18 protein-coding genes and 1 pseudogene are annotated in these 26,995 nt (G+C 73.0%); 5 read left to right on the forward strand and 14 right to left on the reverse strand.

All coding sequences use genetic code 11. From position 1 onward, the window contains the following. Nucleotides 1-121: 121 nt before the first annotated feature. The gene (locus CHB94_RS17150) at nt 122-2,728 is read left to right on the forward strand and encodes a SpoIIE family protein phosphatase (protein ID WP_089337778.1); all 2,607 of its coding nucleotides are present in this window, start codon (nt 122-124) and stop codon (nt 2,726-2,728) included. 134 nt (nt 2,729-2,862) lie between these two features. Here CHB94_RS17150 and CHB94_RS17155 read toward each other — a convergent pair whose 3' ends face one another. Next, a complete protein-coding gene (locus CHB94_RS17155) occupies nt 2,863-4,557 on the reverse strand; it encodes a DEAD/DEAH box helicase (protein ID WP_089337779.1) in 1,695 nt (564 codons plus the stop codon). An 83-nt stretch (nt 4,558-4,640) separates the two neighbouring features. Between CHB94_RS17155 and CHB94_RS17160 the strand changes: the two genes are divergently transcribed. After that, a complete protein-coding gene (locus CHB94_RS17160; protein WP_089337780.1) occupies nt 4,641-6,059 on the forward strand; it encodes an amidase in 1,419 nt (472 codons plus the stop codon). Between the two features lie 80 nt (nt 6,060-6,139). Here CHB94_RS17160 and CHB94_RS17165 read toward each other — a convergent pair whose 3' ends face one another. After that, a complete protein-coding gene (locus tag CHB94_RS17165; protein WP_089337781.1) occupies nt 6,140-11,128 on the reverse strand; it encodes an NAD-glutamate dehydrogenase in 4,989 nt (1,662 codons plus the stop codon). Between the two features lie 90 nt (nt 11,129-11,218). Beyond that, a complete protein-coding gene (locus CHB94_RS17170) occupies nt 11,219-11,590 on the reverse strand; it encodes a phage holin family protein (protein WP_089337782.1) in 372 nt (123 codons plus the stop codon). Between the two features lie 229 nt (nt 11,591-11,819). On the opposite strand from CHB94_RS17170, the gene CHB94_RS17175 reads away from it, so the two are divergent. The 3 genes from CHB94_RS17175 to CHB94_RS17185 all read left to right on the forward strand — a co-directional run bounded on the left by CHB94_RS17175 (nt 11,820) and on the right by CHB94_RS17185 (nt 14,831). Next, nucleotides 11,820-13,013, forward strand: coding sequence for an ATP-binding protein (locus CHB94_RS17175; RefSeq protein WP_089337814.1), 1,194 nt, complete (start codon nt 11,820-11,822; stop codon nt 13,011-13,013). Between the two features lie 77 nt (nt 13,014-13,090). Then, entirely contained in the window at nt 13,091-14,311 is a 1,221-nt protein-coding gene (locus CHB94_RS17180) for a PP2C family protein-serine/threonine phosphatase (RefSeq protein ID WP_141137535.1), read from the forward strand. 61 nt (nt 14,312-14,372) lie between these two features. Further along, entirely contained in the window at nt 14,373-14,831 is a 459-nt protein-coding gene (locus CHB94_RS17185; protein ID WP_089337784.1) for an ATP-binding protein, read from the forward strand. A gap of 86 nt (nt 14,832-14,917) precedes the next feature. On the opposite strand, the gene CHB94_RS17190 is transcribed toward CHB94_RS17185, so the two are convergent. The 11 genes and pseudogenes from CHB94_RS17190 to CHB94_RS17240 form a co-directional block, all read right to left on the reverse strand. Then, on the reverse strand, nt 14,918-15,400 hold the full coding sequence (locus CHB94_RS17190; protein ID WP_254920719.1) for a hypothetical protein: 483 nt from the start codon (nt 15,398-15,400) through the stop codon (nt 14,918-14,920). Beyond that, nucleotides 15,397-15,759 (reverse strand): response regulator, encoded by a 363-nt coding sequence (locus CHB94_RS17195; RefSeq protein WP_089337785.1) that lies wholly within the window; start codon nt 15,757-15,759, stop codon nt 15,397-15,399. The genes CHB94_RS17190 and CHB94_RS17195 overlap by 4 nt, the downstream gene beginning before the upstream one ends. After that, nucleotides 15,756-16,307, reverse strand: coding sequence for a chemotaxis protein CheX (locus tag CHB94_RS17200; protein WP_141137536.1), 552 nt, complete (start codon nt 16,305-16,307; stop codon nt 15,756-15,758). Before CHB94_RS17200 ends, CHB94_RS17195 begins: the two co-directional genes overlap by 4 nt. Before the next feature lie 70 nt (nt 16,308-16,377). Then, nucleotides 16,378-16,761 carry a response regulator gene (locus CHB94_RS17205; protein WP_089337816.1) on the reverse strand — a complete coding sequence of 128 codons (384 nt, stop codon included), beginning with the start codon at nt 16,759-16,761 and terminating at the stop codon, nt 16,378-16,380. A 2-nt stretch (nt 16,762-16,763) separates the two neighbouring features. Beyond that, entirely contained in the window at nt 16,764-17,588 is an 825-nt protein-coding gene (locus CHB94_RS17210; RefSeq protein WP_089337787.1) for a CheR family methyltransferase, read from the reverse strand. Next, on the reverse strand, nt 17,585-18,700 hold the full coding sequence (locus tag CHB94_RS17215) for a protein-glutamate methylesterase/protein-glutamine glutaminase (RefSeq protein ID WP_089337788.1): 1,116 nt from the start codon (nt 18,698-18,700) through the stop codon (nt 17,585-17,587). Before CHB94_RS17215 ends, CHB94_RS17210 begins: the two co-directional genes overlap by 4 nt. 424 nt (nt 18,701-19,124) lie before the next feature. Further along, complete coding sequence (locus tag CHB94_RS17220) at nt 19,125-20,018, reverse strand: hypothetical protein (protein ID WP_089337789.1); 894 nt, start codon at nt 20,016-20,018, stop codon at nt 19,125-19,127. Nucleotides 20,019-20,250: 232 nt separating this feature from the next. Then, nucleotides 20,251-20,703: a chemotaxis protein CheW gene (locus CHB94_RS17225; RefSeq protein ID WP_217899358.1), complete on the reverse strand. Its 453-nt coding sequence runs from the start codon at nt 20,701-20,703 to the stop codon at nt 20,251-20,253. Nucleotide 20,704: 1 nt separating this feature from the next. Further along, complete coding sequence (locus CHB94_RS17230; protein WP_089337790.1) at nt 20,705-23,179, reverse strand: chemotaxis protein CheA; 2,475 nt, start codon at nt 23,177-23,179, stop codon at nt 20,705-20,707. Nucleotides 23,180-23,349: 170 nt separating this feature from the next. Continuing rightward, nucleotides 23,350-24,939 (reverse strand): annotated as a pseudogene (locus CHB94_RS17235) (methyl-accepting chemotaxis protein); the annotation flags it as partial. Between the two features lie 355 nt (nt 24,940-25,294). Next, nucleotides 25,295-26,941 carry a methyl-accepting chemotaxis protein gene (locus tag CHB94_RS17240; RefSeq protein WP_089337792.1) on the reverse strand — a complete coding sequence of 549 codons (1,647 nt, stop codon included), beginning with the start codon at nt 26,939-26,941 and terminating at the stop codon, nt 25,295-25,297. Between the last annotated feature and the right edge of the window lie 54 nt (nt 26,942-26,995).

Below are 26,995 nucleotides of genomic sequence, written 5' to 3' on the forward strand. Positions count from 1 at the left end.
ACTAGCTCACGGATCGGTTGCGCGCAACGGACGACCCATGGCATAACTGTCCCGTGGCCGCGACGCGAACAACGTAGTCGGCGGCCCCGTAGGTCCCCGGCCCGCCGGGCGGAAGGGCATCGTGGATCGAACCGCAGACCGAACGCTCCCCGGGCCCCGGCACCCCGGCGAACGCTCGGCCACCGAACTGCTGCGCGATGTCGGCCGTCTGGACGAGTCCCGCCGGCTGCGGCCCCCGGCTGATGGCAACCCTGCCCTGGACCGCCTGGCCGCGCTCGCCGCCCGACTGCTCGGCGCTCCGCGCGGCCAGATCTCGCTGCTCAGCGACGTCCAGCTCGTCGCCGCCGGCGACGGCCTCGCGCCGGGCACGGTCGGCAGCGAGAGCCCGCTCGAGGACTCGCTCTGCACGGTGACCGCCACAGCGGCCGACGCCCTCGTCGTCCCTGACGCCCGGGCGGACGAGCGGGTCCGCGGGCTGCCTCCCGTCACCTCGGGCGAGGTGCGCGCCTATCTGGGCATGCCGCTGACCACGACCGGTGGCCGGACCGTCGGCGCCCTCTGCGTGTTCGGCCCCACGCCACGCGAGTGGTCCGACGACGACATCGCCACCCTGCGCCAACTGGCCGAGTCGAGCGTGACCGAGCTCGAGCTCTCCGCCCTCGTCCGGCAGTACGAGGGCGACCGGGTGCGCTGGGCGCTGGCCATCGATGCCGCCGGCATCGGCACGTTCGACTGGGACCTCGTGACCGGCCGACTGTGGTGGGACGACCAGCTCGTCCGCATGTTCGGCTACGACGTCGACGGCTTCGCCGAGACCATCGATGCGTTCAACGACCGGCTGCACCCTGACGACGTCGAGCGCGTGAGCGAGGCGCTCCAGCAGTGCATCGACACGTGCGGGGAGTACGACGCCGAGTACCGGGTGGTCCGCCCTGACGGCGAGACCCGCTGGGTGCACGCCCGCGGTCGCGCCCTTCCCGGTCCAGCCGGATCGGCCGTGCGGGTGCTGGGTGCCGCCTACGACACCACGGGCGAACGCGAGGGCGCCGCCCTCGTCACGCGCGTGCTCGAGGCGATGCCCGCCGGTTTCTACAGCCTGGACCGGGAGTGGCGGTTCACGCACGTCAACGCCGAGGGGGAGCGGCTGCTCGGCCGCAGCCGGGAGGACCTGATCGGGCAGGTCCTCTGGGACGCCTTCCCGGCAGCCGTCAACAGCATCTTCGAGGAGAGCTACCGCAGCGCCGTCCGGACGGGTCTGCCGATCTCCTTCGACGCCTACTACCCCGCCCCCCTCGACGGCTGGTACGAGCTGCGGGCGTGGCCGACCCCGGACGGGCTGTCGGTCTACTTCCTCGAGGTGACCGAACGCCGGCTGGTCCAGGACCAGGCCGCGCGGTCGGCGCAGCGGCTGGCGATCCTGGCCCAGGTCAGCGCCGAGCTCGCCGGCACCCTGGACGCCGCAGCCGCAACGGCGCACCTGCCGCGGGTCGTCGTCCCGTCGCTGGCCGACTTCTGCATCGTCACCGTCGTCGACCCCGACGGCCGCCCCCGGGACGTCGGCTCCTGGCATGCCGACCCGTCCTCCCGCGCCCTGCTCGAGAGGTACGCCGCGGTGCGGCTGGAGGCCATGCCGGCGACGTCCCCCCTGGCCCGCGCCCTGATCGGTGGCGAGCCGACGCGGGACGCCGGGGCGGCGATCGTGGACCTGCTGCCGCCGGGCGAGGCACGCGACCTGCTGGAGCTCCTGCGTCCCGGGACGGCGGTCGTCCTGCCGCTGCGCGGTCGCGGCCGGATCCTGGGCCTGATCACGCTCTACTTCCGCCCCGGTACCGCCATCGAGAACGAGGACCTCTCGACCGCGCAGGACGTGGCGGACCGGGCCGGGCTCGCGCTGGACAACGCCCGCCTCTACAGCACGCAGCAGCAGCTCGCCGAGGGCCTGCAGCGCAGCCTGCTCACCCAGCCCCCCGAGCCCGACCACGCCGAGATCGCGGTGCGGTACGTGCCGGCCGCCGAGGCCGCGCGCGTCGGAGGTGACTGGTACGACGCGTTCCTGCAGCCCGGCGGCAGCACCATGCTGGTCATCGGCGACGTCGTGGGCCACGACACCGCTGCGGCCGCGGCCATGGGCCAGCTCCGTGGCCTGCTCCGCGGCATCGCGACCTACAGCGACGCCGGCCCGGTCGAGGTGCTGCGGGGGCTGGACGCCTCGATGGCCACGCTGCAGGCCAGGACACTGGCCACGGCCGCGGTGGCCCGCTTCGAGCAGACCCCGGACGAGCGGGCGCGTGGGGTCACCCGGATGCGCTGGGCCAACGCCGGCCACCTGCCGCCGCTGGTGATCAACCCCGACGGCAGCGTCGCGGAGCTGGCCACCTGGACCGGTGACCTCCTCCTGGGGGTCGACCCGGAGGCCCGGCGGCGGGAGTCGGTCGTGGTGCTGGACCGCGGGGCGACCGTGCTCCTCTACACCGACGGCCTCGTCGAACGCCGGGACGCCGACCTCGACGCGGGCATGGTCCGGCTGCGCGATGCCGTCATGGACGTGGCGCACCTGCCGCTGGAGCAGCTGCTCGACGAGGTCCTCGAACGGCTCGTGGACGGCCACCCGGAGGACGACGTCGCGCTCGTGGCCGTCCGGTTGCACCCGCAGGACGAGCCGCGGCCGGCCCAGGCGGGGCCGAACCGGGTGCCCCCCACAGTGCCCCGGGAGCGCGGAACCGCCTGAAGCGGCCCCCTGCAGGGCCCCGTCGCGAGCCCGCGAGCGGCGGAGGGTCCTTCTACGGCGGTGGGGGCGAGAAGGCCCCGTCCCGAGGCTCGCCCCCGAGCGTGCGAGGGGGTGGGGAGGACGGGGTCCTTCGCTCAGCTCTTGTCGCGGCGGACGGTCGCCTTCCGGCCCTTGATCATCGTGGCCTTGAGGGCGCCGATGACCTCGTCGGCGGCGGACTCCGGCACCTCCACCAGCGCGAACCGCTGATGGATCTCGATCGCGCCGATGTCCCGGCCGGTCAGCCCCGTCTCCCCGGTGATCGCCCCGACGAGGTCACCGGGCCGGATCCCGGCCTCCCGGCCGGCGCCGACGAAGAGGCGGGCCGCCGGGCCACCGGAGGAACGCCGTCCCCTCGGCCCGTCACCGCGAGCGGCACCCTGCCCGCTCTCCCGCCCGCCCGGCCGCTTCCCCGCGTCGGGGCGGAAGGTGACCTGCGGGATCTCCTCGTCGTCGTCGGCCGCTCCCCCGGCCTCGTGCGCGAGCTTGACCGCCGCCAGCGCGACCTCCATCAGATCGAACTCGTCGGCCAGCGTCTCCACGACCACGCGGAACCGGTCGAGGTCGTCGCCGAGGAGGCTCTCGCGCAGCGCACCCCGCGTGAGATCCAGGCGCCGGGCGCGCAGATCGGCCACGGTCGGGACCGTCTGCACCGAGATGGGCGACCCGGCGACCCGCTCGATGGTCTTGAGCATCCGGTGCTCCCGGGGCTCGGCCAGCGTGATCGCCACGCCCTCGCGGCCGGCCCGGCCCACCCGCCCGATGCGGTGCACGTAGGACTCGGGCGCCGAGGGGACGTCGTAGTTGACGACGTGGGTCAGTTGCTCGATGTCCAGACCGCGGGCGGCGACGTCCGTGGCCACCAGCAGGTCGGCCGTCCCGCCGCGGAGCCGGCCCATCACCCGGTCGCGCTGCTCCTGGCTCATCCCGCCGTGCAGCGCCTCGGCGCGGTAGCCCCGACCGTTGAGGGTCTCGGTGAGGGCGTCCACCTCCTCACGCGTCCGGCAGAAGACGATCGCCGCTGTCGGCGCCTCGATGTCGAGGACCCGGCCGAGCGCGGCGGGCTTGGCCGCCCGCGGGACGACGTAGGCGGTCTGGCGGACCCGCGGGGCCTCCCCCGCCTGCGCCTTCTCCCGGGCGATGGTGATCCGGACCGGGTCGCTGAGGTGGCGCCGGGCGAGGGCGTCCAACCGGCGGGGCATGGTCGCGGAGAACAGCACGGTCTGCCGGCTCTCCGGCGTCTCGTCGAGGATCGCCTCGAGGTCCTCGGCGAAGCCCATGTCCAGCATCTCGTCCGCCTCGTCCAGGACGACGGTGGCGATCTCCCCCAGCTCCAGGCTGCCGCGGTTGAGCAGGTCGAGCGCCCGGCCCGGCGTCGCGACGACGACGTCGACGCCGGACTCCAGGCTGCGCAACTGCCGGACGATCGGAGCGCCGCCGTAGACGGGGAGGACCCGGGCGCCGAGCTCCCGGCCGTAGCGGTGCAGGGCCTCGGAGACCTGGACGGCCAGCTCACGGGTGGGCACCAGGACCAGGCCCACCGGCGCGCGGTCGGTCCGGTGGGCGGTCAGCCGCTGGAGCACCGGCAGGGCGAACGCGGCGGTCTTGCCGGTGCCGGTGGCCGCCTGGCCGAGCAGGTCGCGGCCCTCGACCAGGGGCGGGATCGCCTCCTGCTGGATGGGCGTGGGCTCCTCGTACCCGAGGGCCGACAGCGCCCGCAGCAGCTCCGGCCGCAGGCCGAGGTCGTCGAAGGTGGTGCCGTCCGTGCTCGTGTCTCGTTCGTCGTCCATCGCCCCTCATCGTTCCTCGGCGTCGTTCCCGCGCGCGAGCGGGGGCAGCGGCGGAGCGGAGCCGAGCATGGCAGGCTCGGCGGGTGACCCTCGACGACGACCTCTGCACCCGGCCCGCTACCGAGCTCGCCGCGATGGTGCGCGGCCGCGAGATCTCCGCGCGCGAGCTGCTCGACGCGCACCTGGAACGGATCGACCGGCTGAACCCGACGGTGAACGCCGTCGTGACCCTCGACGCCGACGGGGCGCGTGCCGCGGCAGACGCCGCCGACGCAGCCCTCGCCGCGGGCGAGGACGTCGGCCCGCTGCACGGGCTGCCGGTCGCGCACAAGGACACCCACGCCACCGGCGGCATGCGGACGACGTGGGGCTCGCCGCTGCACGCCGAGACGGTGCCGTTGCGCGACGAGCTCGTGGTGGCCCGGTTGGCCGCGGCCGGTGCGATCCGGGTCGGCAAGACCAACGTGCCGGAGTTCGCCGCCGGATCGCACACCTTCAACCCGCTGTTCGGGGCCACCCACAACCCCTACCGGCACGGGCTGTCCGCGGGCGGCTCGTCGGGCGGGGCCGCGGCCGCGCTGGCCGCCGGTCTGGTGCCCCTGGCCGAGGGCAGCGACATGGGTGGCTCGCTGCGCAACCCGGCCGCGTTCTGCAACGTGGTGGGTCTGCGGCCGACGCCGGGGCGGGTGCCGACCTGGCCGGCGGCGATGGGCTGGTCGCAGCTGTCGGTGCAGGGGCCGATGGGGCGGACGGTCGCCGACGTGGCACTGCAGCTGTCGGTGCTGGCCGGACCCGACCCGCGGGTGCCGATCTCCCTCTCGGACGACCCTGCTCGCTTCGCCGCTCCCCTGCCCGAGCGCCTGGACGGTCTGCGGGTGGCGTGGGCGCCCGACCTCGGGGGGCAGGTGACGGTGGATCCGGCGATCACCGCGGTGCTGGCGCCGTCCGTGGCGGTCTTCGAGTCGCTCGGCGCCGCCGTGGAGGAGGACTGCCCGGACCTGTCCGGCGCCGACGAGGTGTTCGGGACGCTGCGGGCCTGGCTGTTCGAGTCCTCCTTCGGCGAGATCTCCCGGCGCTCCCCCGAGAAGGTCAAGGAGTCCATCCGCTGGAACGCCGAGATGGGCGCGAAGCTCACCGGGCCCGACCTCGCCCGCGCGGAGCAGCTGCACACCACGCTCTACGAGCGGATGGTGGCGTTCTTCGAGCGCTACGACGTCCTGCTGGCGCCCACGACGCAGGTGCTGCCCTTCCCGGTGGAGATCGAGTACCCGACCGAGATCGCCGGCGTCCACCAGGACAACTACCTGGAGTGGATGCGCTCCTGCACGGTCATCTCCGCGACCGGCTGCCCCGCTCTCTCGGTACCCGGTGGGTTCACCGACGACGGGCTGCCGGTCGGTCTCCAGGTCATCGGCGCCCCGAGGGCCGACCGTCGCGTCCTCGAGGTCGGCCACGCATTCGAGCAGGCCACCCGCTTCGGCGAGCGCCGTCCGCCCGTCTGAGGGGTTCTACGGCTCTCTAGCGCCACAGCTAGAGAGCCCCATACTCACCCATAACCACTCGGCCGTCATGGCGGAAGGGGCTACTTCTCCGCAGGGCGGGGGAGGCGACGGGCCTGGCGGCGCTTGCGGAGCCCGCGCAGCGTGCGGACGGCGACCAGCAGCTCAGCCAGCTCGTGGCGCTCACCGGCCACGATGTCGGCGAGCTGCGCGGCCGAGCGCGACTGCGTGGCGTCCCAGGCCTCGACCCACGCCGCCACCAGCTCGTGCGGGTGGTCGGCGTCCGAGCTGCGGGCGCTCAGGACGTCCTCGGTCAGCGACGTGGTCTCCGCCGCCAGGTCGTCGCGCAGCGAGGCTCGGGCCATCGAGGGCCAGCGCCGGTCGCGCGGGAGTGCGACGACGAGCTCACGCAGCGGCACCAGCCCCAGCCGCTCGGCCACGCACTGCATGACCTGCCCGGCCAGCGCCACGGGTGCCCCGGTCCGCTCGGCGACGACCGCGAGGTCCAGCGCCGCCGGCAGCAGCGGCGCGGCCGCGACCTCGGCCGCCAGCTCCGTCGGCACACCGGACCCGTGCAGCCGGGTGACGCGGGCGGCGTACGCCTCCGCCTCGAGCCCGAGCAGCCACTTGGGCAGGGCCGCCCGGACGGCGGCGACGGGCGCGGCGAACCGGTCCCGCACAGCCGCGACCGGGGGAGCCGGGTCGGCGACGAGGTCGGGCTGGCGCAGCAGCCAGCGCGCCGTCCGCTCGGCCAGGCGGGTGGCCTCGGTGCGCAGCTCGACCTGGGTCGCCGCCGTCACCCGGTTGTCGAGCGCGCCCACGGCGTCCCACTGCCGGTCGACGTCGAAGACCGCCCGGGCCACGGCGTGTGCCCGGACCACCCGGTCCAGCGGGACGCCGGTCTCCTGCCAGAGCCGGAACAGCCCGGTGACCCCGGCGATGTTGACCGCCCGATTGGTCAGCGCCGTCGCGATGATCTCCCGCCGCAGCGGGTGCGAGGTGATCGCGGCGGGGAAGCGCTCGCGCAGCCGGCTCGGGAAGTAACCGGTCAGCAGGTCCTCGAGCGCGGGGTCGTCGGGGAGGTCGCTGTGCAGGATGACGTCGCCGGTCTCGAGCTTGGCGTAGGCGAGCAGCACCGACAGTTCCGGGCTGGTCAGCGCCTGTCCGTCGCGGCGGCGCTCGGCCAGCGCCCGGTCGTCGGGCAGCGCCTCGACACTGCGGATGAGTCGTCCCGAGCGCTCCAGTGAGCGGAGGAAGCGCTCGTGGGCGTCCAGCAGGCTGCGCGCCGAGGTGGCCTCGACGGCCAGGGTGGCGTTCTGGTCGTGGTTGTCGGTCAGCACCGCGGCGGCGACCTCGTCGGCCATCTCCCCCAGCAGCGCCGCCCGGCCGGCGGCGTCCAGCTCGCCGTCGTCGACCACCCGGTTCAGGGCGATCTTGATGTTGACCTCGTGGTCGGAGGTGTCGACGCCTGCGGAGTTGTCGATGGCGTCGGTGTTCACCCGGCCGCCGGTCAGCGCGTACTCGACACGGCCGCGCTGGGTCAGCCCCAGGTTGCCGCCCTCGCCGACCACCCGGACGCGCAGCTGCTCGCCGTCCACGCGGACCGCGTCGTTGGCCTTGTCCCCCGCGTCCAGCGCGCTCTCGGTCGACGCCTTCACGTACGTGCCGATGCCGCCGTTGAACAGCAGGTCGACCGGCGCCATCAGGATCGCCCGGATCAGCTCGACCGGGGTGAGCGTCGCGACGCCGTCGGCGAGGCCGAGCGCCGCACGCATCGGCTCCGAGACCGGGATGGCCTTCGCCGTCCGCGGCCACACGCCTCCGCCGGCGCTGATCAGCGAACGGTTGTAGTCCGCCCACGAGGAGCGCTGCAGCCCGAAGAGGCGCTTGCGCTCGGTGAAGGACGCCGCCGCGTCCGGTGTCGGGTCGACGAACACGTGCCGGTGGTCGAAGGCGGCCACCAGCCGGATGTGCTCCGACAGCAGCATGCCGTTGCCGAAGACGTCCCCGGACATGTCACCGATGCCGACGACGGTGAAGTCCTGTTCCTGGACGTCGATGCCGAGCTCGCGGAAGTGCCGGGTCACCGACTCCCAGGCGCCCCGGGCGGTGATGCCCATGGCCTTGTGGTCGTAGCCGACCGACCCACCGGAGGCGAAGGCGTCGCCGAGCCAGAACCCGCGCTCGATCGCCACGCCGTTGGCGAGGTCGGAGAACGTCGCCGTCCCCTTGTCGGCCGCCACGACGAGGTAGGGGTCGTCGCCGTCGTGCCGGACCACCTTCTCCGGGGGGATGACCTTGCCGTCCACCAGGTTGTCGGTGAGCGCCAGCAGGGCGCCGATGAACAGCTTGTAGCAGGCCTGCCCCTCGGCCAGGACGGCGTCGCGGGAGGCCGGGTGGGCGGGGTCGGACACCGCCGGCGGGTTCTTGACGACGAAGCCACCCTTGGCGCCGGTCGGCACGATGACGGTGTTCTTCACCATCTGCGCCTTGACCAGCCCCAGCACCTCGGTGCGCAGGTCCTCGCGCCGGTCGGACCAGCGCAGACCGCCGCGGGCGACGGCGCCGAAGCGCAGGTGGATGCCCATGACCCGCGGCGAGCTCACCCAGACCTCGCGTGCGGGCCGGGGCTCGGGCAGATCGGGAACGGCCGCGGGGTCGAGCTTGAGCGCCAGCGGGCCGCCCGCGTAGTAGGTGGTCCGCTGCGTGGCGGTGACCGCGGCGAGCAGCGAGCTGAGCACCCGGTCGGCGTCGAGGGATGCCACCTCGCCGATCGAGCCGCGCAGCGCCTCGACCAGCTCCTCCTGGCGCTTCGCCCTCCCGTTCACGCGGCCGGGGGAGAACCGGGTCTCGAACAGCAGCACCAGCCGAGCGACGACGTCGGGGTGGGCGGCCAGCGTCCGCTCGACGTAGTCCTGCCCGAACGGGAGCCCGGCCTGTCGCAGCCACTGCACGTAGGCGCGGATGACGGTCACCTGCCGCCAGTTGAGGCCGGCGAGCATGACCAGCGCTCCGAGCCCGTCGTCCTCCGCGTCGCCGCGCCACACCGCGCCGACCGCCTCGGTGAACCGCTCGGGCAGCGAGCGGAGCAGCGGCAGCTCGACCGGTGGGACCGCGACGCCGAAGTCGTAGATCCACGTGGGTGGCGCGCCGATGCGGTCGATCTCGTAGGGCCGCTCGTCGACGACGTCGACGCCCATGTTCTGCAGGACCGGCAGGACCTCCGACAGCAGCAGCCGCTGCCCGACCCGGTAGATGCTCAGCCGACGCTCGCCGGCCGCCGCCCCGGGCGGGGTCCACAGGCGCATGGACAGCTGACCCTCGGTCAGCCCGTCCAGCCGGGCCAGGTCGTCGACGGCCTGCTCGGCGGAGAAGTCCTGCTGGTAGGCCGCGGGGAACGCGTCGGCGACGCGGGCGAACACCTGCTCCGCCTCGGCGCCGTATCGCTCGTGCAGGGCGTCGGAGAGCTCGTCGGCCCAGCTCCGGGCCGCCGCGGCCAGCTCGGCCTGCAGCGACTCCACGTCGACGGCCACCGGTCTGGGGCCACCGCGCCGCCCCACCGGCACGCGGACGACGAAGTGCAGCCGCGCCAGCACCGATTCCGTGGACCGCGCCGTGTACTCGATGCTCGTGCCGCCGAGCCGGGACAGCAGGAGTTCCTGCATCGCCAGCCGCACCTCGGTCGTGTACCGGTCGCGGGGGAGGTAGACCAGCGCCGACCAGAACCGTCCCGTCGGGTCGCGACGCAGGAACAACCGCGTCTGCCGCCGCTCCTGCAGGTGCAGCACCGCCGTCGCGACCGGCAGGAGCTCGTCGGCCCCCACCTGGAGCAGCTCGTCGCGGGGGTAGGTCTCCAGGATCTCCAGCAGCTCCTTGCCGGTGTGGCTGTCGGCCGGGACACCGGAGCGGGCCACCACCTCGGCCACCCGCCGGCGCACCAGCGGGACGTCGAGGACGCTGCTGGTGTACGCGGCGGACGGGAACAGCCCGACGAAGCGGAACTGCCGCGCCCGGCCGTCCTCCTCCGGGAGGCTGACCGCGATCAGGTCCAGCCAGGCCCGGCGATGGACCGGGGAGCGCACGTCGGCCTTCGTGACGGCCAGCAGGTGCGGCACCGGGGAGCGCGTGGCCTCCGGTGTCGCGGTCACCGATTCGTTCATGTCGGTGTCGCTGCGGAGGACGCCGAGCCCGCTGCCGTGCACGGCTCGGGCCGTCGCCTTGCCCTTGGCCACCGCCAGCTCCACGTCGCGCGCACCCAGGAAGACGAAGTTGCCGTCGGCCAGCCAGCGGAGCAGGGCGGCGGCCTCGGCCGGATCGTCGGCGGGATCGCCGTCCGGGTCGGGTCCGGTGCCGGTCGTCGCCAGTTCGTCCAGGCGTCCGGCCAGCTCCAGGACCCGCGCCCGCAGGCGCTCGGCGTCCTCGTCGACGGCTCGGACGTCGTCGAGGACCGTGCGCAGCCCGGCGACGAGGTCGGCGGAGGCCTCCGCGTCGAGCGGGCCGTCCAGGACGACGGCCATCCACGACTCGGTGAGCGCGTCGGCGCCGCAGCCGACCGCGAGGCCGCTGTCGCAGAATGCCTTGATCTTCCCGCGGAGGTCCCGCTGCACCACGACCACCGGATGGACGATGTGGGCGAGCGCGAAGCCCTGACGGATCACCTCGGCGGTGACCGAGTCCACCAGGTAGGGCATGTCGTCGGTGACCAGCCGGATGACCGCACGCCCGTCGGGCAGCCGCTGTGCGTCGACGGTGGCGGAGCCGGGCGGGCGCACCTCGGCGAGCCGCAGGTGGCCGAGGGCGAGGTCGGCGAGTTCGGCCGGCTCGTGGCCGAGGACCTCGGCCGCCGGCTCGCTCCAGTAGTACCGCTGCAGCAGGACGGGCAGGTCGTCCTCGGTGCAGCCGGTGGGAAGGGGGCGCTGCCCCGACCGCGCCGCTTCGGCGGCACGGGCCAGGAGCCGACGCTTCTCGTCGCGGGCGGCCTCGAGCGCGGCGAGCTCGGTGAGGGAGCCGGTGGAGGAGGCGCCGTCCGGCCCGTGCACCGGGGTCTCGGGTACGACGGTGGTGCTGGCCATGTCAGGCCACGCTACTGCGTGGTGAGGTGCACGTCACGGCGGCGCAGCGGTCGTCATCCACCCGCGCCGCATCGCCGCCACCTGGGCCGTTCAACGGTCCAGCAGCTGGTCGGCGACCCACCCGGCGACGGCCAGGATGAGCCCGCCGAGGACGGCGGTGCCGAAGCCGTCGACGGTGAGGCGGTCGGTCAGCGCCGCGGTGAGCCCGAGCAGGGCCGCGTTGACGACCAGGAGGAACAGGCCGAGGGTCAGCAGCACGAAGGGCAGCGACAGCAGCCGCAGGATGGGACCCACGAGCGCATTGAGGACGCCGAAGAGCAGGCCGATCCAGAGGTAGGTGCCCAACTCGCCCAGAGGTCCCTCGGGGTTCTCGACGACGTCGAGCCCCGGCAGCACGTCGTACCGGGTGAGGCCGTAGAACACCGCCGCGAGGACGACCACCTTGAGCGCGAACTTGATCACAGCACCGACGCTAGCCGTGCGGAATCGCCGAGTGGGGGATCTCGGCCCAGCTAGCGCTCTCTAGCGTGAACGCTAGAGAGCGGCAGATCGGCCTCGACGACCGCCGCACGTCCGCGCGAGACGGCGGCCGCGCGCCCGGAGCCCGGGTGCCGGGACCGACGACGACACGCGCTAGGCGCTTCTACGGATCTCTACGGTTGTGGCTAGACAAGGCCATACGGTGCTCGACATGGATCCCGTGCGGAACCCCTACGCCCCGGGCGCGGGCCAGCGCCCACCCGAGCTGGCCGGTCGCGACACCGAGCTGTCGGCGTTCGACGTGGTCCTGGAGCGGATCGCCCACGGCCGCCCGGAGCGCTCCCTCGTGCTGACCGGGCTGCGCGGCGTCGGCAAGACGGTGCTGCTCAACCAGCTGCGCTCGGCGGCGATCTCGCGGGGGTGGGGCACCGGCAAGATCGAGGCCCGGCCCGAGCAGTCGTTGCGCCGGCCGGTCTCCTCCGCGCTGCACATGGCGCTGCGGGAACTCGGCCCCCGGCACCGCGACCAGGAGTCGATGGAGGAGGTCCTCGGCGTCCTCAAGGCCTTCGCCCAGCGCCAGGCACCGGAGAACGCCAAGGTCCGGGACCGGTGGCAGCCGGGCATCGACGTCCCCGCGGCGACGGGGCGGGCCGACTCCGGTGACATGGAGATCGACCTGGTGGAGCTGCTCAGCGACGCCGCCGGGGTGGCCGCCGACATCGGCAGCGGTATCGCCCTGTTCATCGACGAGATGCAGGACGTGCAACCCGACGACGTCTCGGCGATCTGCGCGGCCTGCCACGAGCTGTCCCAGCAGGGGGCGCCGCTGATCGTCGTCGGCGCCGGCCTGCCGCACCTGCCCGCGGTTCTCAGCGCGTCCAAGAGCTACTCCGAGCGGTTGTTCCGCTACCTGCGCATCGACCGGCTCGACCGGGAGGCCGCCGACCGGGCACTCCTGGCGCCCGCCGCCCGTGAGGACGTCGAGTTCGAGCCCGCCGCCCTCGACGCCCTGTACGAGACCGCCGACGGCTATCCCTACTTCGTGCAGGCCTACGGCAAGGTCACCTGGGACCTCGCGGCCTCCTCCCCCATCACCGCCGACGACGTGTCCATGGCCGCGCCGGTCGCCGAGGCCGAGCTGGCCGTCGGTTTCTTCGGCTCCCGCTACGACCGGGCCACCCCGGCCGAGCGCGAGTACATGCACGCGATGGCCGAGCTGGGCGGGCCGGGCGGCGCGGCGGTGGCGACGTCGGAGGTCGCCGTCGCGCTGGGTCGCAAGCCCGCGTCGCTGTCCCCCGCGCGTGACTCGCTGATCAAGAAGGGGCTGGTCTACTCGGCCGAACGCGGACAGATCGCGTTCACGGTTCCGCACTTCGGCCGTTACCTGCTCCGGCACCCCGACTGACCGCGGCGGGCTCGCCCGATCCCACGGGGCAGGACCCCCCACCGCCGTTCCGTGCCACCTTGGCAGCGACTGAACGCGTGGACAGAATCGGCCGGCTGGCCGAGCTGGTCGTCCCCGTCCTCACCGACGGGTGCATCGTCACTCTCGTCGACCGGGAGGGCCGGGCCCGCGACGTGGGCTCGTGGTACGGCGACCCGGCCCGGCGGGAGGTCGTGGACCGGTACGCCCAGATCCGGCTCGACACGCTCCCCGGCGATTCGCCGGTGGGACAGGCTCTGACCACCGGGACGCCGGTCACCGAGTCCGTCGACGCCGTCCTCGCTCTGATGGCGGACGGCCCGGCCCGCGACCTGCTGACGGCGCTGGCGCCCGCGACGGCCGTGGTGCTCCCCCTGACGGCCGAGGCCCGGACCGTCGGAGTCCTGACGCTCTACCAGGACGCCGGCCGGATCATGACCGAAGAGGACATGGAGATCGCCCGGCAGGTCGCGGCGGAGGCCGGCCGGGCGATCGCGCGCGTGCACCGGCAGAGCCAGCAGGCCCAGCTCGCCGAGGCCCTGCAGCGGAGCCTGCTCACCGATCCCCCCGCGCTGACTGGGGGCGCCGTCGTCGTCCGCTACGTCCCGACGGCCGAGGCCGCGCGGGTGGGCGGGGACTGGTACGACGCCTTCCTCCAGCGGGACGGCTCCCTGGTCGTGGTGATCGGGGACGTCGTCGAGCACGACACGGCGGCCGCGGCGGCGATGGGCCAGCTGCGCGGGTTGTTGCGCGGGATCGCCCACTACAGCAGCGCCGGGCCTGCCGAGGTGCTGCGCGGCCTCGACGAGGCGATCGTCCAGATGCACCATCAGACGCTGGCGACGGCGGCGATCGCCCGGGTCGAGTCCGACGGAGACAGAGGGCGCGCCCTCCGCTGGGCCAACGCCGGTCATCCCCCGCTCCTGCTGCTGGCCGCCGACGGCAGGGTGACGGTGCTGGGCGGGGAGCTCGGCGATCTCATGCCCGGCGTGGACGCGGGCTCCATCCGCACCGAGTCGGTGGTGCCGCTGCCTCCCGGGGCGACCGTCCTGCTGCACACCGACGGGCTGGTGGAGCGACGGGGCAGCACCCTCGACGAGGGGACGGCCGCCGTGACGCGGTATCTCCGGGATCTCACCGGCAGGCCCCTGGACGAGCTGTGCGACGGCCTGCTGCGCCGCATGCTCCGCGGCACCCCGCAAGACGACGTCGCCCTCGTGGCAGTGCGACTGGCGGGAAGCCACCCCGGCGGGGCAGGAACCACCCCGGCGCACGATTGACGGCGCAGCGTCGTGGGCACCCCGGACGTGGGCAGGATGCCGGCAACCGGGGGAGAGGGCTATGGGTCGACTCGCGTGGCCACTGCGCCCGTTACCGGACGGGCGTGGGGAGGTGTGGCGCTGGGACCTGAGCAACCTGGCCGAGCTCCCGGCGGCGCGCGCGGCACTGCGGAGCCGGCTCGGAGCGGTGGGTTTCCCCGTCCAGGACCAGGACACCGCGGGCGAGCGACTGGTGCTGGCCTTCGACGAACTCGCCTCGAACGCGCTCCGGCACGGTGCGTCCCCCGTGGTGGCGACCGTCATCGCCGGTAGCGGGGGATGGCTGCTGAACGTCAGCGACCGCGCCCCGGAGATGATGCCGGCGCCGGCCGTCGACCGCGATCCGGCCAAGGGAGGCCTGGGTCTGCACCTGGTCGCCCGGCTGTCGGTGGCCCACGGCTGGTACGTCGACGACGGCTGGAAGCACGTCTGGGCCTGCCTGCCCAGCAGCATCGAGAACCGTCAGCCCGCCCTGACCTGAGCACTGTTCCACGTGCAACCGAGCCGGACCGACGACGCCGTCGGGGACGGCGATCGGCCGCGGTGTCGTCCGGTAGGACGACGACGTCACGGGATGACGAGGGAGAGCGATCCCTTGCCGTAGCCCTGCACGTCGATGTCGAGGTCGATGCGGTTGAAGGCGGCCAGCATGCCCTCGATGTCGCCGGGAAGGTCACCGCCGGCGGCGTACAGCTTGTGCAGCTTCGAGTGCGGCGCTCCCGGGGTGTTGAACAGGGCGGACAGCACGTTCACCACCTCGTGGAGAGCCTCGATCTGCACGCCGCTGAGTTCGCCGTCCTCCTCGACGGCGTCCTGGCAGCCGCCGGGGGGCAGCAGGGCCAGGGCACCGCCGGTGTACGCGGAAGCGCCGAGGTCCATCAGGCACAGGGCGTTGACCGACATCTCGGGGGACACGTAGACGGCGACCGACACCGGCCGGTCAGGTGCTGGGGTGACCGGGGCACCCGGGGAGACGGTGACGTTGCGGCCGATCAGGGCCGCGAGCATGTCCCGGACGTCCTTCGGCGCCGGCAGCACGACGGTGCTCACGAGAGGACCCCGTCCAGGTGCTCCTTGAAGGTCTCCTCGGTGAAGGGCTTGGCGATGAGGAAGAGCGCGCCCGCGTTGGCCGCCTTCTCGCGCATCTCCGGGGAGCCTTCCGAGGTGACAAAGCCGAACGGCACGGCCGAGCCGGAGGAACGCAGGGCCTGGAGGCACTCGATGCCCGTCATGTTGGGCATGTTCCAGTCCGACAGGACCAGGTCCGGCTGGTCCGAGGACACCTTGGCCAGCGCGTCGGCGCCGTCCTCCGCCTCGACGATGTCGTGGTCGTCGTAACCGGCCTGGCGCAGGGTGCGGATGACGATCTGCCGCATGACGCGGCTGTCGTCGGCGACCAGGATCTTCACAGTGGCACCTCGTTCTTCTGCGGGTTGTTCTCGGGCGTGATGTGCACGGCTCCGGCGGAGCCCTGCACGGTGATGGTCAGTGACCGGCCGCGCCACAGGAGATCGACGCGGCAGGTGTCGGCCGGCGGCCCTGCGGCGGGGATGGACCCCAGCTCGGGCAGGCCGAGAGCGGACGGACCGGGGAGGACGGCCTTGACGTTGCCGCCCACGACGTTGGCGAGCTCGCCGAGGGCGTCGTGGACGTCCTCGGCGTCGAGCACCGGCGGCGCGTGCTCGGCCAGGAGGCAGCGGGCCAGCTCCTCGGCGGTCGCGCGGGAGCAGGTCAGGACGACCGTGCCCGTCCAGGGCCCCACGACGTCCACCCAGGAGCTGACGGCGTCGTCGGGCGGGCCACCGGGCAGCGGGACGAGGAACTCGTCATCGCCGATCAGGGCGGACCATGCCTCCTGGGCGATGCTCCGGACCGTCTCCTCGTCGATCAGGTCGGTGATCAGCAGAGGCGTGTCGCTGCTGCGGCGGCGCTCACCGGTGTCGTGGAACTCGTTCACGTGGTCTCCTCGCCGGCGCTGGTCCCCCGCGTCCGCGGTCGCCGTGTCGTGCGTGAGCTCGCCGGCCGGCTCACCGGACCACGTCCTGGGGAAGCAGGCCGAGCAGCGCGAGCTTGTCGCGGATGGCATCGGCGGTGAACGGCTTGATGACGTACTCGTGGGCGCCGGCCGCCAGGGCCCGCACGATCTGGCCGTGCTCGCTCTCCGAGGTGACCATCATGATCGTCACGTGCCGCCAGGTCGGGTTCGACCGGACGGCGGAGACGAACTGCAGGCCGTCCATCACCGGCATGTTCCAGTCGACACAGACGAGTTCGGGAACCCAGCCACCGGCGAGGACGTCGAGCCCCTCCCGGCCGTGACCGGCCTGTTGCACCTCGTACCCGAGCCCTTCGAGGATCCCGGCCACGATGCGCCGCATGACCTTGGAGTCGTCGATCACCAGAGCGCGCACGTTCACTTTCCCTTCAGCGGGCGGTAGGCGGAGCTGCGGCCGACGACGACCCGCTCCCAGGAGTCGTCCACTCCGAGCGTCGTCTCCGCCGCGCCGAGGAAGAGCCATGAGTCGGGGCGCATCAGCTCGCGCACGCGGCGAAGGATCGTCTGCTTCGTCGGCAGGTCGAAGTAGATGAGGACGTTGCGGAGGTAGACCACGTCGAACGGGCCCATCCGCGGCAGCGGCGCGGCGAGATTGCACTCGCTGGCGGTCACCATCCGGCGCAACGGCGCGGCCACCTCCCACTCGTTGCCGGCCCGCGTGAAGTGCCGCACGAGCATCGGCGCGGGCAGACCCCGGTTGATCTCGAGCTGGCTGAACCGGCCGGCGCGGGTCCGGGCCACCATCTCGCGGGAGAGGTCGGTCGCGGTGATGGAGACGCGGCTGGTGGCGTTGGGCAGCGAGTCCTGGAGCAGCATCGCGATCGTGTACGGCTCCTGCCCGCTGGAGCAGGCGGCCGACCAGATCTGCAGTCGCTCGTTCGGTCCCCGGGCTGCCAGCAGGGCCGGCATCACCGTGGAGGTGAGCGCGGTGAACGGGTCACCGTCACGGAACCACGACGTCTCGTTGGTCGTGAGCGCCTCGACGATGCGGCGGGTGCTGTCGGGGTCAGGCCGGTGGCGGACGGTCTCCACGAAGTGGGAGACGTCGGGCAGCCCCCTCTCCCGCGCCATGGGCAGGAGCCGGGCCTCGACGAGGTACTCCTTCCCCGGCTGGAGGACGATCGCGCTCTCCTTGTGCACGAGCGCGCGGACCCAGTCGAAGCTGGTCGCGGTCAGGGTCATCGGGCACCGCCCGCCACGGCCGCGGTGGGACGCGGGGCGGCGACACCGGCGAGGTGGCGGTTGATTGCCTCCGGGATGCGGTCCAGCGGTAGCACCTCGTCGGCGTAGCCGGCCTGGCAGACGGCGCCGGGCATGCCCCACACGACAGACGTGCCCTGGTCCTGGACGAGCACGGTGCCTCCAGCGGCGCGGATCTCGCCCGCGCCGTTGCGACCGTCGGCTCCCATGCCGGTCAGGACGACGGCCAGCACGGCGCCGTCGAACGCGGCCACCGCCGAGCGGAAGAGCGGGTCGACCGCCGGACGGCAGAAGTTCTCGGACGGGCCCTGGTTCAGGCCGGTGTGCAGTCCCTGCCGCCCGCTGCGGGATCCGGCGGGGCGGACGACGAGGTGGTGATCGCCCGGCGCCAGGTGGACGGTGCCCGGGACGAGCGGCGTCCCGTCCGAGGCCTCGACGACGCGGAGCGGGCAGAGCCGGTCGAGGCGCTGGGCGAACTGGCGGGTGAAGACCGGCGGCATGTGCTGCACGAGCAGGACGGGCACCGGGAGGGACGCGGGCAGCTGGGGGAGCACCCGGGCCAGTGCCTCCGGTCCGCCCGTGGACGAGCCGATCACCAGGACGGCCGGCTTCTTGCCGGGGCCGGTGCGGGGTGCCGGCGGGGGAGGCGGCGGCACCGGAGCCGCCACACGGGCGGGGCCGACCGGGCGGCCGGTGAGCGCCTTGATCTTCGGGATCAGCTGTTCGCGGACGCTCTCCATCGACTGCCCGACACTGCCGACGTTGGCCGGCTTGGTGACGTACTCGTTGGCCCCGGCCGAGAGGGCGTCCAAGGTGGCCGAGGCGCCGCGCTCGGTGAGGGTGCTGAACATGACGATCGGCACCCGGTTGCGGGTGGCGCGGATGGCACGCACCGCCTCGATGCCGTTCATCTCCGGCATCTCGATGTCCATCGTGACCAGGTCGGGTTCGAGCTGCTCGAGCTTGCCCAGGGCGATCCGGCCGTTGACGGCGGTGCCGACGACCTCGATGTCCGGATCGGCGGAGAGCACGTCGGTCACGATCTTCCGGACGACGACGGAATCGTCGACGACCATCACCCGGATCGGGTTCACGCGTGTCCTCCTGCTTCCCTGTCGGGCTCAGCCCGACAGGCTGTTCATTTCTGTATCGGCACCGGATCGCAACCCTTGAGCGGGGCCGGACATCCCATTCGCGGCGGCCGGGGGAGCGCCGCTGACATTGCCGTCACCAAGAGCTTCAGGTGCGGGCGAACAAAAAGAAAGCTCCCGGCCGAACTCGTTACACAATTCATCGGTGACCGTTACGGCGTCGTCGAATTAGCATTTCAGCCATTTGTCGACATGGCCGGAGCAGTGGGGCCCCGCCTCGGGTCGGTCATCGACGAACGCGCGTCGACCGACCCCCGCGTCGTCCCCGCGCCCCCAGCGCTCTACGACTGCGGTGACGACGACAGTGCTCGGGTCGCCCGATCCACGCCCGGGCGGGCCGAGCGCGCGCGGACGCGATCGGCGCCCCTCAGCCGCGAGCGACCCGCTCCGATGGTGCGCGCAGCACGGCGAGGGAGCCCTCGTCGAGCAGGTCGGCCATGGCCGTCCCCTGGACGCAGCCCGCGACGGCGTTCCAGACACCGGCGGCGCCGTCGTGCAGGTCGAAGCCGCCGTCCAGGAACGCCTGGACGGCGTGCAGCTGCGCCGTCGCCAGCGCCCGGGTCCGCCCGGAGACGTGCGCCGCCCAGGACGCCTCGTGCATGGCCGCGGCCCAGGGGCGGTGCCCGGCGCGCCCCTCGTCGACGGCAGCACGCCAGGCACCCCGGCCGGCCTCGTCGAGACCGCGGACCGCCTGCAGGAGGCCGGCCAGCTCACCGGCGGCGGGGCCGAGGTCCGAGCCGATCACCGGAACGGCCAGGTCACCACGCTCCACGGCGCTGTCGTAGGGCCCGGTGAGCTCGCGGCGGACCAGGGGCGGGAGCACTCCGGCGGCCCAGTACCCGAGGGCGGCGTCGGCCAGGACGTCGACGGCCTCGCCCCGCTCCTCCTCCGGCAGCCCGGCGGCGGCCGCGTGCTCGGGTCCCAGGACGTCGTCACGGAGCAGCCGCTCCAGCGTGGGGGCGTCGCCGATCGTGCCCTGCTCCAGCTGGGTGACCAGCACGGCCGCACGGCCCCCCGCCGCGGCGGCGTCGCGCACGTGCGGAACGGACGCGGCCATCTCGCGGGCGCGGCGGCCCCGGACGGCGCGCACGCCTCGCTCCTCGCGGGTGAGGCCCCGGCCGGGATGCGTCGCGGCCGCGCGGGAGAGCGTCGGGCCGTCGGCGCCCAGGCCGGTCAGGAGCACCCCGGCGACCGCCCGGCCGGCAGGCAGCCGCACCAGGTCGAAGCCGAGCGTCGCGGCACTGACCAGTGAGTAGGGCACGGCAGCGCCTCCAACCGGCGATCTCCAGAGTGGGTCAGACCATGCTGACGGTGAACCTCCGGTAGCGCCATGCGACCGTCACCCCTTCGCGGGAGGACGACGGGGTGACGGTCGCGTGTTCGGTACTTGTCCGTGTAGTGAAGGTTGCTCTCAGTAGCTGAAGCGAGACGCCCCGATGTTGGTGGCGATCTCTCCTCGCTCGTTCCTCGCTGCGATGCTCCCCCGGCCGTCGTCAGGCGGAGACGGCCCTCTGCACGTCCAGGGCCAGCAGCAGCTGGCCGTGCAGCTTGTAGGCGCCGCGGATCAGGTCACGGGCCTGTCCCTCGAGGGTGTCCGGCGGGGCCTCGAAGTCCGCGGCATCGACGTCGACGACGTCGGCGATGGAGTCCACCAGCAGGCTGACGGCCTCGCCGTGCAGCCGGACGACGATGATGACGGCGTCGGTGCCCTCGGGGCGCGGCGGCCGGCCGAGGCGCTCGCGCAGCTCGATCGCGGTCACCACCTGGCCGCGCAGGTTGATCAGCCCGGCGACGGCGGTCGGGGCGAGCGGCACGCGGGTGAGCTGCTGGCTGCGCAGCACCTCCTGCACGTGCTCGACCTCGATGCCGTAGAGGTCGCCGTCCAGCCAGAAGGTGGCCAGCTGCCCGCTGGTGGCGGGAGCGGTGGTACGGATGGGGGCGGTCACGTCAGACCTCCAGCAGAGAGGCGGGGACGCCGGCCGGCGTCGTGGCGGGGGAAGCGGAGTAGAAGGCCGGGTCGGCGGCCAGGATCGCGGCCCGGACGTCGAGCAGCTCGGTCACCTTGTCGCCGAGGACGGCGGAGCCGAGCAGGCCCAGGTCGTCGATGTCGCTGCGCACGGCGGCCTCGCCGTCCACGATGTCGAGGATCTCCTCCACGACGATGGCGACGCTGCGCCCGTGGTCGGCGTAGACGATGACCTCGAGGACCTCGCGGTCGGTCTCGCCGTAGGCACCCAGGTGCCGGTCGAGGCGGACGATCGGCAGGATCGCCCCCCGGTACTGGACGACCTCGCGGTTGCCGACCTTCTCCACCGCGTCGGCACGGACCTGCTCGAGGCGCGTCACGGTGTCCAGCGGGATGGCCACCCGCCGGCCGCCGCCGATGGCCGCCAGCAGCATCCGCTGTCGCTCGGTCTCGCTGGCGGCGGCAGCCTTCAAGGCGGCCTTCTGTGAATCCTGGCGCTCGGTGGTCTCGGTGCGCAGGGCGCGGCGGGCCAGCGCCTGCACGTCGAGGATGAGGGCCACCGTGCCGTCGCCGAGGACGGTCGCACCGGAGTAGAGGCCGATCGCCTTCATCTGACCGCCCACCGCCTTGACGACGATCTCCTCGGTGTTGATGACCCGGTCGACGACGAGGCCGAAGCGCCGTCCTTCCGAGCGCAGCACGGCGATGACCACGTGGCCGTCGTGCCGCTCGGAGGTCAGGCCCAGCACGTCGGTGAGCCGTACGAGCGGCAGCAGCTCGCCGCGGAGCCGGTAGACCTGCGCGCCCCCGACCTCCTCGACCGCGTTGGCGGCCTTCTCGGCGTCCAGGCTGACCAGCTCCTGGAGGCTGATCTGCGGGATGGCGTAGCGATCGCCGGCGCATTCGACGGTCAGCGCCGGGACGATGGCGAGGGTCAGTGGGATCCGCAGCCGGCAGACGGTGCCGCGGCCGGTCTCGGACTCGACCTCGATGGTGCCGCCGATGGACTCGATGTTGGTCTTGACGACGTCCATGCCGACGCCCCGGCCCGAGACGTTCGTGACCGCGGAGGCCGTGGAGAAGCCGGGCAGGAAGATCAGCTGCAGGATGTCGGCCGGGCTCATCCGCGACAGGGCGTCGGCGGTCAGCAGCCCGCGCTGCACGGCCTTGGCGCCGAGCTTCGCCGGGTCGATGCCGGCGCCGTCGTCGGCGACCTCGACGACGACCTGCCCGCTCTCGTGCCGCGCACGCAGGGTCAGGACGCCCTCCGCCGGCTTGCCGGCCTTCTTGCGGTCCTCGGGGGCCTCGATGCCGTGGTCCACCGAGTTGCGCACCAGGTGGGTCAACGGGTCCTTCACGGCCTCGAGCAGTGTCTTGTCGAGCTCGGTCTCCCGGCCCTCCATCTCCAGGCGGATAGACTTCTCCAACTGCAGACCGAGGTCCCGGACGACGCGGGGGAGCTTGGACCAGATGTGGTCGATGGGCTGCATGCGCGTCTTCATGACGCCCTCCTGCAGCTCACTGGCGATCAGGTTGAGCCGCTGGGAGGCGCGGATCAGGTCGGTGTCGGTCTGCCGGGCGACGTTCTGCACGATCTGGTTGCGGGTGAGGACCAGCTCGCCCACGAGCAGCATGAGCTCGTCGAGCAGGTCGACGTCCACGCGGATGGTGCTGTCGGCGACGCCGCGCCGGGCCTGACCGTCGCCACCGGCCGACGCGGCCTCGGTATCGGCCTGCTCGGCGGCGGGGGCCGGCGCGGCCGGCTCCTCCACAGTGCGCTCGGGCATGACTGCGTGTGCTCCCTCGCGCAGCTCATCGGTGCGGACGGCGACCGGGGTCTCCTCCACGGACCGGGCGGCGGGCGCCACCGGGGTCGTCGTCGCGCGCGAGGCCGGTGCCTTGCGCGCGGTCGTCTTCTTGGTAGCGGCGGCCTTGGCGGGCGCCTTGGCGGTCGGGGCCTTCGCGGGCGCCTTGGCGGTCGGGGCCTTGGCGGTCGCCGCCTTCGCCGGCGCCTTCTCTGCCGGCGTCGCAGCCCGCGGGGCCGGGACGACCGGTGCGGGTGCGGCCGTGGTGTCGTCCATGGCCGCGGTGATCGCGGCGACCACTCCGGTGACCTCGACGGAACCCTCACCACCACCGGCCTCGATCGAGGCGAGCAGCGCTCGGACGGTGTCGACCATCTGGAGCAGCACGCTGGTGCGCGCCGGGGTCAGGTCCAGCTCGCCGTCACGCAGCCGGGAGAGCATGTTCTCCCCGACGTGGGTCACCTCCTCCAGGCGGTTGAAGGCCAGGAAGCCGCTGGTGCCCTTGATGGTGTGGATCGTCCGGAAGATGCTGGAGAGCCGCTCGCGGGAACCGGGCTCCTGCTCGAGGGCGACCAGGTCGGTGTCCAGCTGGTCGAGGTTCTCGTGGCTCTCCACCAGGAACTCTTCGACGATGTCGTCCAGACCGTCCACCGTGTGTGCCTTCTCTCTCGCGTCGCGAACGGGCTCGGGGGGGCCCGCCCGGCTGGGTCATCGGCGGGCCGCCGGCGGAGTCACGGTGAATCCGTCGGCGGACCCGGCCGTCCTGCGTGTTATCGGCACCCGCGGTGCGGGTCCGGCACCCGCTTCCGCGGGGTGGTGCCTCAGTAGGTGAACGTGCCGACGGTGGCGCGCAGGTCGGCGGCCATCCGGGACAGCTCGTCGACGGCGGTGCGGGTCTGGGTCAGCGCCTGGGTGGTGGAGTCCGCCGCGGTGGACACCCCGGTGATGTTGCCGGCGATCTCCGTCGTCCCGTCCGCGGCCTCCTGCACCGACCGCGACATCTCGTTCGTGGTCGCGGTCTGCTCCTCCACCGCGCTGGCGATGGTGGTCTGCCGGTCGGAGATCTGCGCCACGATCGCGCTGATCTCCTCGATCGCCGCGACCGCCGCGGTGGTGTCGCCCTGGATCGACTGCACCCGGCGGGCGATGTCCTCGGTGGCCTTGGCGGTCTCCTGCGCCAGCTCCTTGACCTCGTTGGCCACGACGGCGAAGCCCTTGCCGGCCTCGCCGGCGCGGGCGGCCTCGATGGTGGCGTTCAGCGCCAGCAGGTTGGTCTGCTCGGCGATACTCGTGATGACCTTGACGACGTTGCCGATCTCGGCCGACGACTCGCCCAGCTTGGCCACGGTGGCCGTGGTGGTCTCGGCCGCGGTAACGGCGCGGGCGGCCACCTCGCTGGCCTCGGCGGCGTTGGATGCGATCTCCCGGATCGACGCGCCCATCTGCTCGGCACCGGCGGCGACGGTCTGCACGCTCCGGCTGACCTCCTCGGCAGCGCTGGAGACGACGCCGGACTGCGCGGCGGTCTCCTCCGCCGAGGCGGAGATCTGCGCCGAGGACGCCGACAGCTCCTCCGACGACGCCGCGACGGCGTCGGCCGACGCCGCGACACCACCCAGCACCGACCGGAGGTTTCCGACGGCGGTATCCAGCGCCTCGCCCATCCGACCCAGCTCGTCCCGCGTGGTGAGGCCGGCAGACCGCGTGAGGTCTCCCGCCGCGAGCGCATCCGACACTCGCTGGACCTTGCCGACCGCGAGCCGGATGCCCCGCGCGATCAGGAAACCGACGGCGAGCGCCGCTGCGATCCCCACGATCAGCACCACGATGGACAGGGTCCGCTGGCGTTCGTAGGCGTCCTGTGCTGCCGCGGCGGCGTCCTTCGCCTCGGCGGCCTCTATCTCCCGGACCTCGTCGAGGACCTTGTCCACGTCGCTGGCCAGGGGCGCCACCTGGGCCTCGTTCTGCGCCCACCAGCCGGCGTAGTCCAGAGTCAGGGCCAGCGGGCCGAGGACGGTCGTCCCTGCGCTCACGTACGCGTCGAAGTCCTCGACCGCCCCGTCCACCAGGGCCTGCTTCTCCGGGGTCGGGAACGACCGCGCGTAGGCATCGGCGGCAGCGTGGAACTGGTCGGCCAGCGCCGGGATGGTGGTGCTCGTGATCCGCTGGCTGTCGGCGTCCTCCGGCGTCAGGAGAGCATTGCGGGTGGCGATGCGCACCTGCGAGATGGCGTCCTTCATGTCGGCGGCCGCCGTGAGCCCCGCGATGTTGCTCTCGTACATCACCTGCGTGCGGTCCGCCGACGCGCCGAGGGCCGAGATACCCATGACGCCGATTCCGGTGGCCACGACGCCGGCGAGGCCGACGGCGGTCACGACCTTCGTACTGACGCCGCGATCCCCCCACCACGAGAGGGGTGACCCGGCGGACCTGCCGGTCGGAGCGAGCCGTGCGCCGCGAGACGTCTGGGCAGGGGGAACGGCGGTCATGGTGGAACTCCTGTGGGAAGGCCGTGCGAGGCGGGCGGGGCTTCGTCGCGCCGGGACGGATCGAACGAGTCGGTCCATCGAGTGGTGCGGAGGTGACGAATGGGAATGTAGGAGACATCCGGCCGCATCCTTTCAGTTTTCAAACGTGTCCCGATACATTCGCGAAGATTGATCGGCGACCGCATTCCGCGTGTCGACATGACGCCACTCTCTCGCCCGCGGAATCAGAACGGGGCGGCAACCGGTCGCCCGATTGCCGCCCGTTCGCGGGGATGGATTAGTAGATGAAGCGTCCGACGCTGGTGCGCAGGTCCGCGGCCATGCGGGAGAGCTCGTCGACCGCGGTACGGGTCTGGGTGAGCGCCTGGGTCGTCGACTCCGCCGCAGTGGAGACGCCGGTGATGTTCGTGGCGATCTCGCCGGTGCTGCTGGCCGCCTCCTGCACCGACCGTGACATCTCGCTGGTGGTGGCGGTCTGCTCCTCCACCGCGCTGGCGATGGTGGTCTGCCGGTCGGAGATCTGCGCGACTATCGAGCTGATCTCCTCGATCGCGGCCACCGCGGCGGTGGTGTCGCCCTGGATCGCCAGGACGCGCTTGGCGATGTCCTCGGTGGCCTTCGCCGTCTCCTGGGCCAGCTCCTTGACCTCGTTGGCCACCACCGCGAAGCCCTTGCCCGCCTCCCCCGCGCGCGCCGCCTCGATGGTGGCGTTGAGCGCCAGCAGGTTGGTCTGCTCGGCGATGCTGGTGATCACCTTGACCACGTTGCCGATCTCCGTCGACGACTCGCCGAGCTTCGCGATCGTCGCCGTCGTCGACTCCGCGGCGCTCACCGCCCGGGACGCCACCTCGCTCGCCTCGGCGGCGCTCTGCGAGATCTCCCGGATGGAGGCACCCATCTGCTCCGCGCCGGCCGCCACGGTCTCCACGCTCCGGGACACCTCCTCGGCGGCACCGGCGACCACGCCGGACTGCGCAGCGGTCTCCTCCGCCGACGCCGAGATCTGCGCCGACGTGGCCGACAGCTCCTCCGAGGAGGAGGCGACCGCGGCGGCCGAGGAGACGATCTCGCCGATCGTCGTCGTCATGGCCTCGGCGGCGGTGTTCAGCGCCTCGGCCATCTGGCCCAGCTCGTCCCGCCCGCGCACCGGCATCCGGACGGTGAGGTCACGGGCGGCCAGCCGCTCCAGGCCGGCCTGGACCTGTCGCACGCCGCGGACGATGCCGCGGGAGACAACCCACGCCAGCGAGCCGCCGAGCAGGAAGGCCAGCGCCGACACGATCAGCGAGGTGATGACGGTGTCGGTCTTCGCGTCGGCGACGTCGGCCTCGGTCTGCGCGACTCGGGCGTCGACGGACTCGACCAGCTCGACCATCGCCTGGTCGAGGACGTAGAAGACGTCCCACTTGTCCCCGTTGGACAGCGCGTCGCCCTCGTCGAGGCGGCCCTGCGCCCACAGGGCGAAGATCTGGTCGTTGTAATCGCTCATGGCCGTCCAGTTCTCCTGGATGACCGCGAGGCTTGCTTCCGCCTCGGCGTCGAGCTGGCTGCGGTCGATCTCGAACAGCCGCTCGAAGCCCTCGGCGCCGTCGCGGTAGTTGGCCAGGTTGTCGCCGTCGGGCGCGGCCGCCGTCTGGCCCCCGATCACGCGGGCGTTCCAGGCGGTGATGTTCTGCCAGTTGGCCGCCCACAGCAGGTCGTACCGGGCGGTCTCCACGGTCCGCTGCGCGGCCACCGCCTCGCTCGCCTCGACGTGCAGGTCGCCGACCCGCTGCGTGCCGACGACCCCCGACACGGTGGCGGCCACGGTGCCCAGGAGAAGGGCGGTGCTGACGGCGAAGATCCGGGTGGCGATGCCACGGTCGCGGTACCAGTGACGGCCGGGGCCGCCCTCCCGGAACTGTGACCCTCGTGCCTTTGACATGTGCTCTTTCCCCGTTCGCTCGAGTGTGTGCCGGGAGACCGCGGCCGCTGCGGC

The organism is Blastococcus mobilis, from assembly GCF_900188025.1.
Lineage (GTDB): Bacteria > Actinomycetota > Actinomycetes > Mycobacteriales > Geodermatophilaceae > Blastococcus_B > Blastococcus_B mobilis.

Coding starts and splice junctions, on each gene's coding strand:
- CHB94_RS17240 (WP_089337792.1), bottom strand. CDS start 26,941: ATGTCAAAGGCACGAGGGTCACAGTTCCGGGAGGGCGGCCCCGGCCGT.
- CHB94_RS17155 (WP_089337779.1), bottom strand. CDS start 4,557: ATGGACGACGAACGAGACACGAGCACGGACGGCACCACCTTCGACGAC.
- CHB94_RS17175 (WP_089337814.1), top strand. CDS start 11,820: ATGGATCCCGTGCGGAACCCCTACGCCCCGGGCGCGGGCCAGCGCCCA.
- CHB94_RS17185 (WP_089337784.1), top strand. CDS start 14,373: ATGGGTCGACTCGCGTGGCCACTGCGCCCGTTACCGGACGGGCGTGGG.
- CHB94_RS17210 (WP_089337787.1), bottom strand. CDS start 17,588: ATGACCCTGACCGCGACCAGCTTCGACTGGGTCCGCGCGCTCGTGCAC.
- CHB94_RS17165 (WP_089337781.1), bottom strand. CDS start 11,128: ATGGCCAGCACCACCGTCGTACCCGAGACCCCGGTGCACGGGCCGGAC.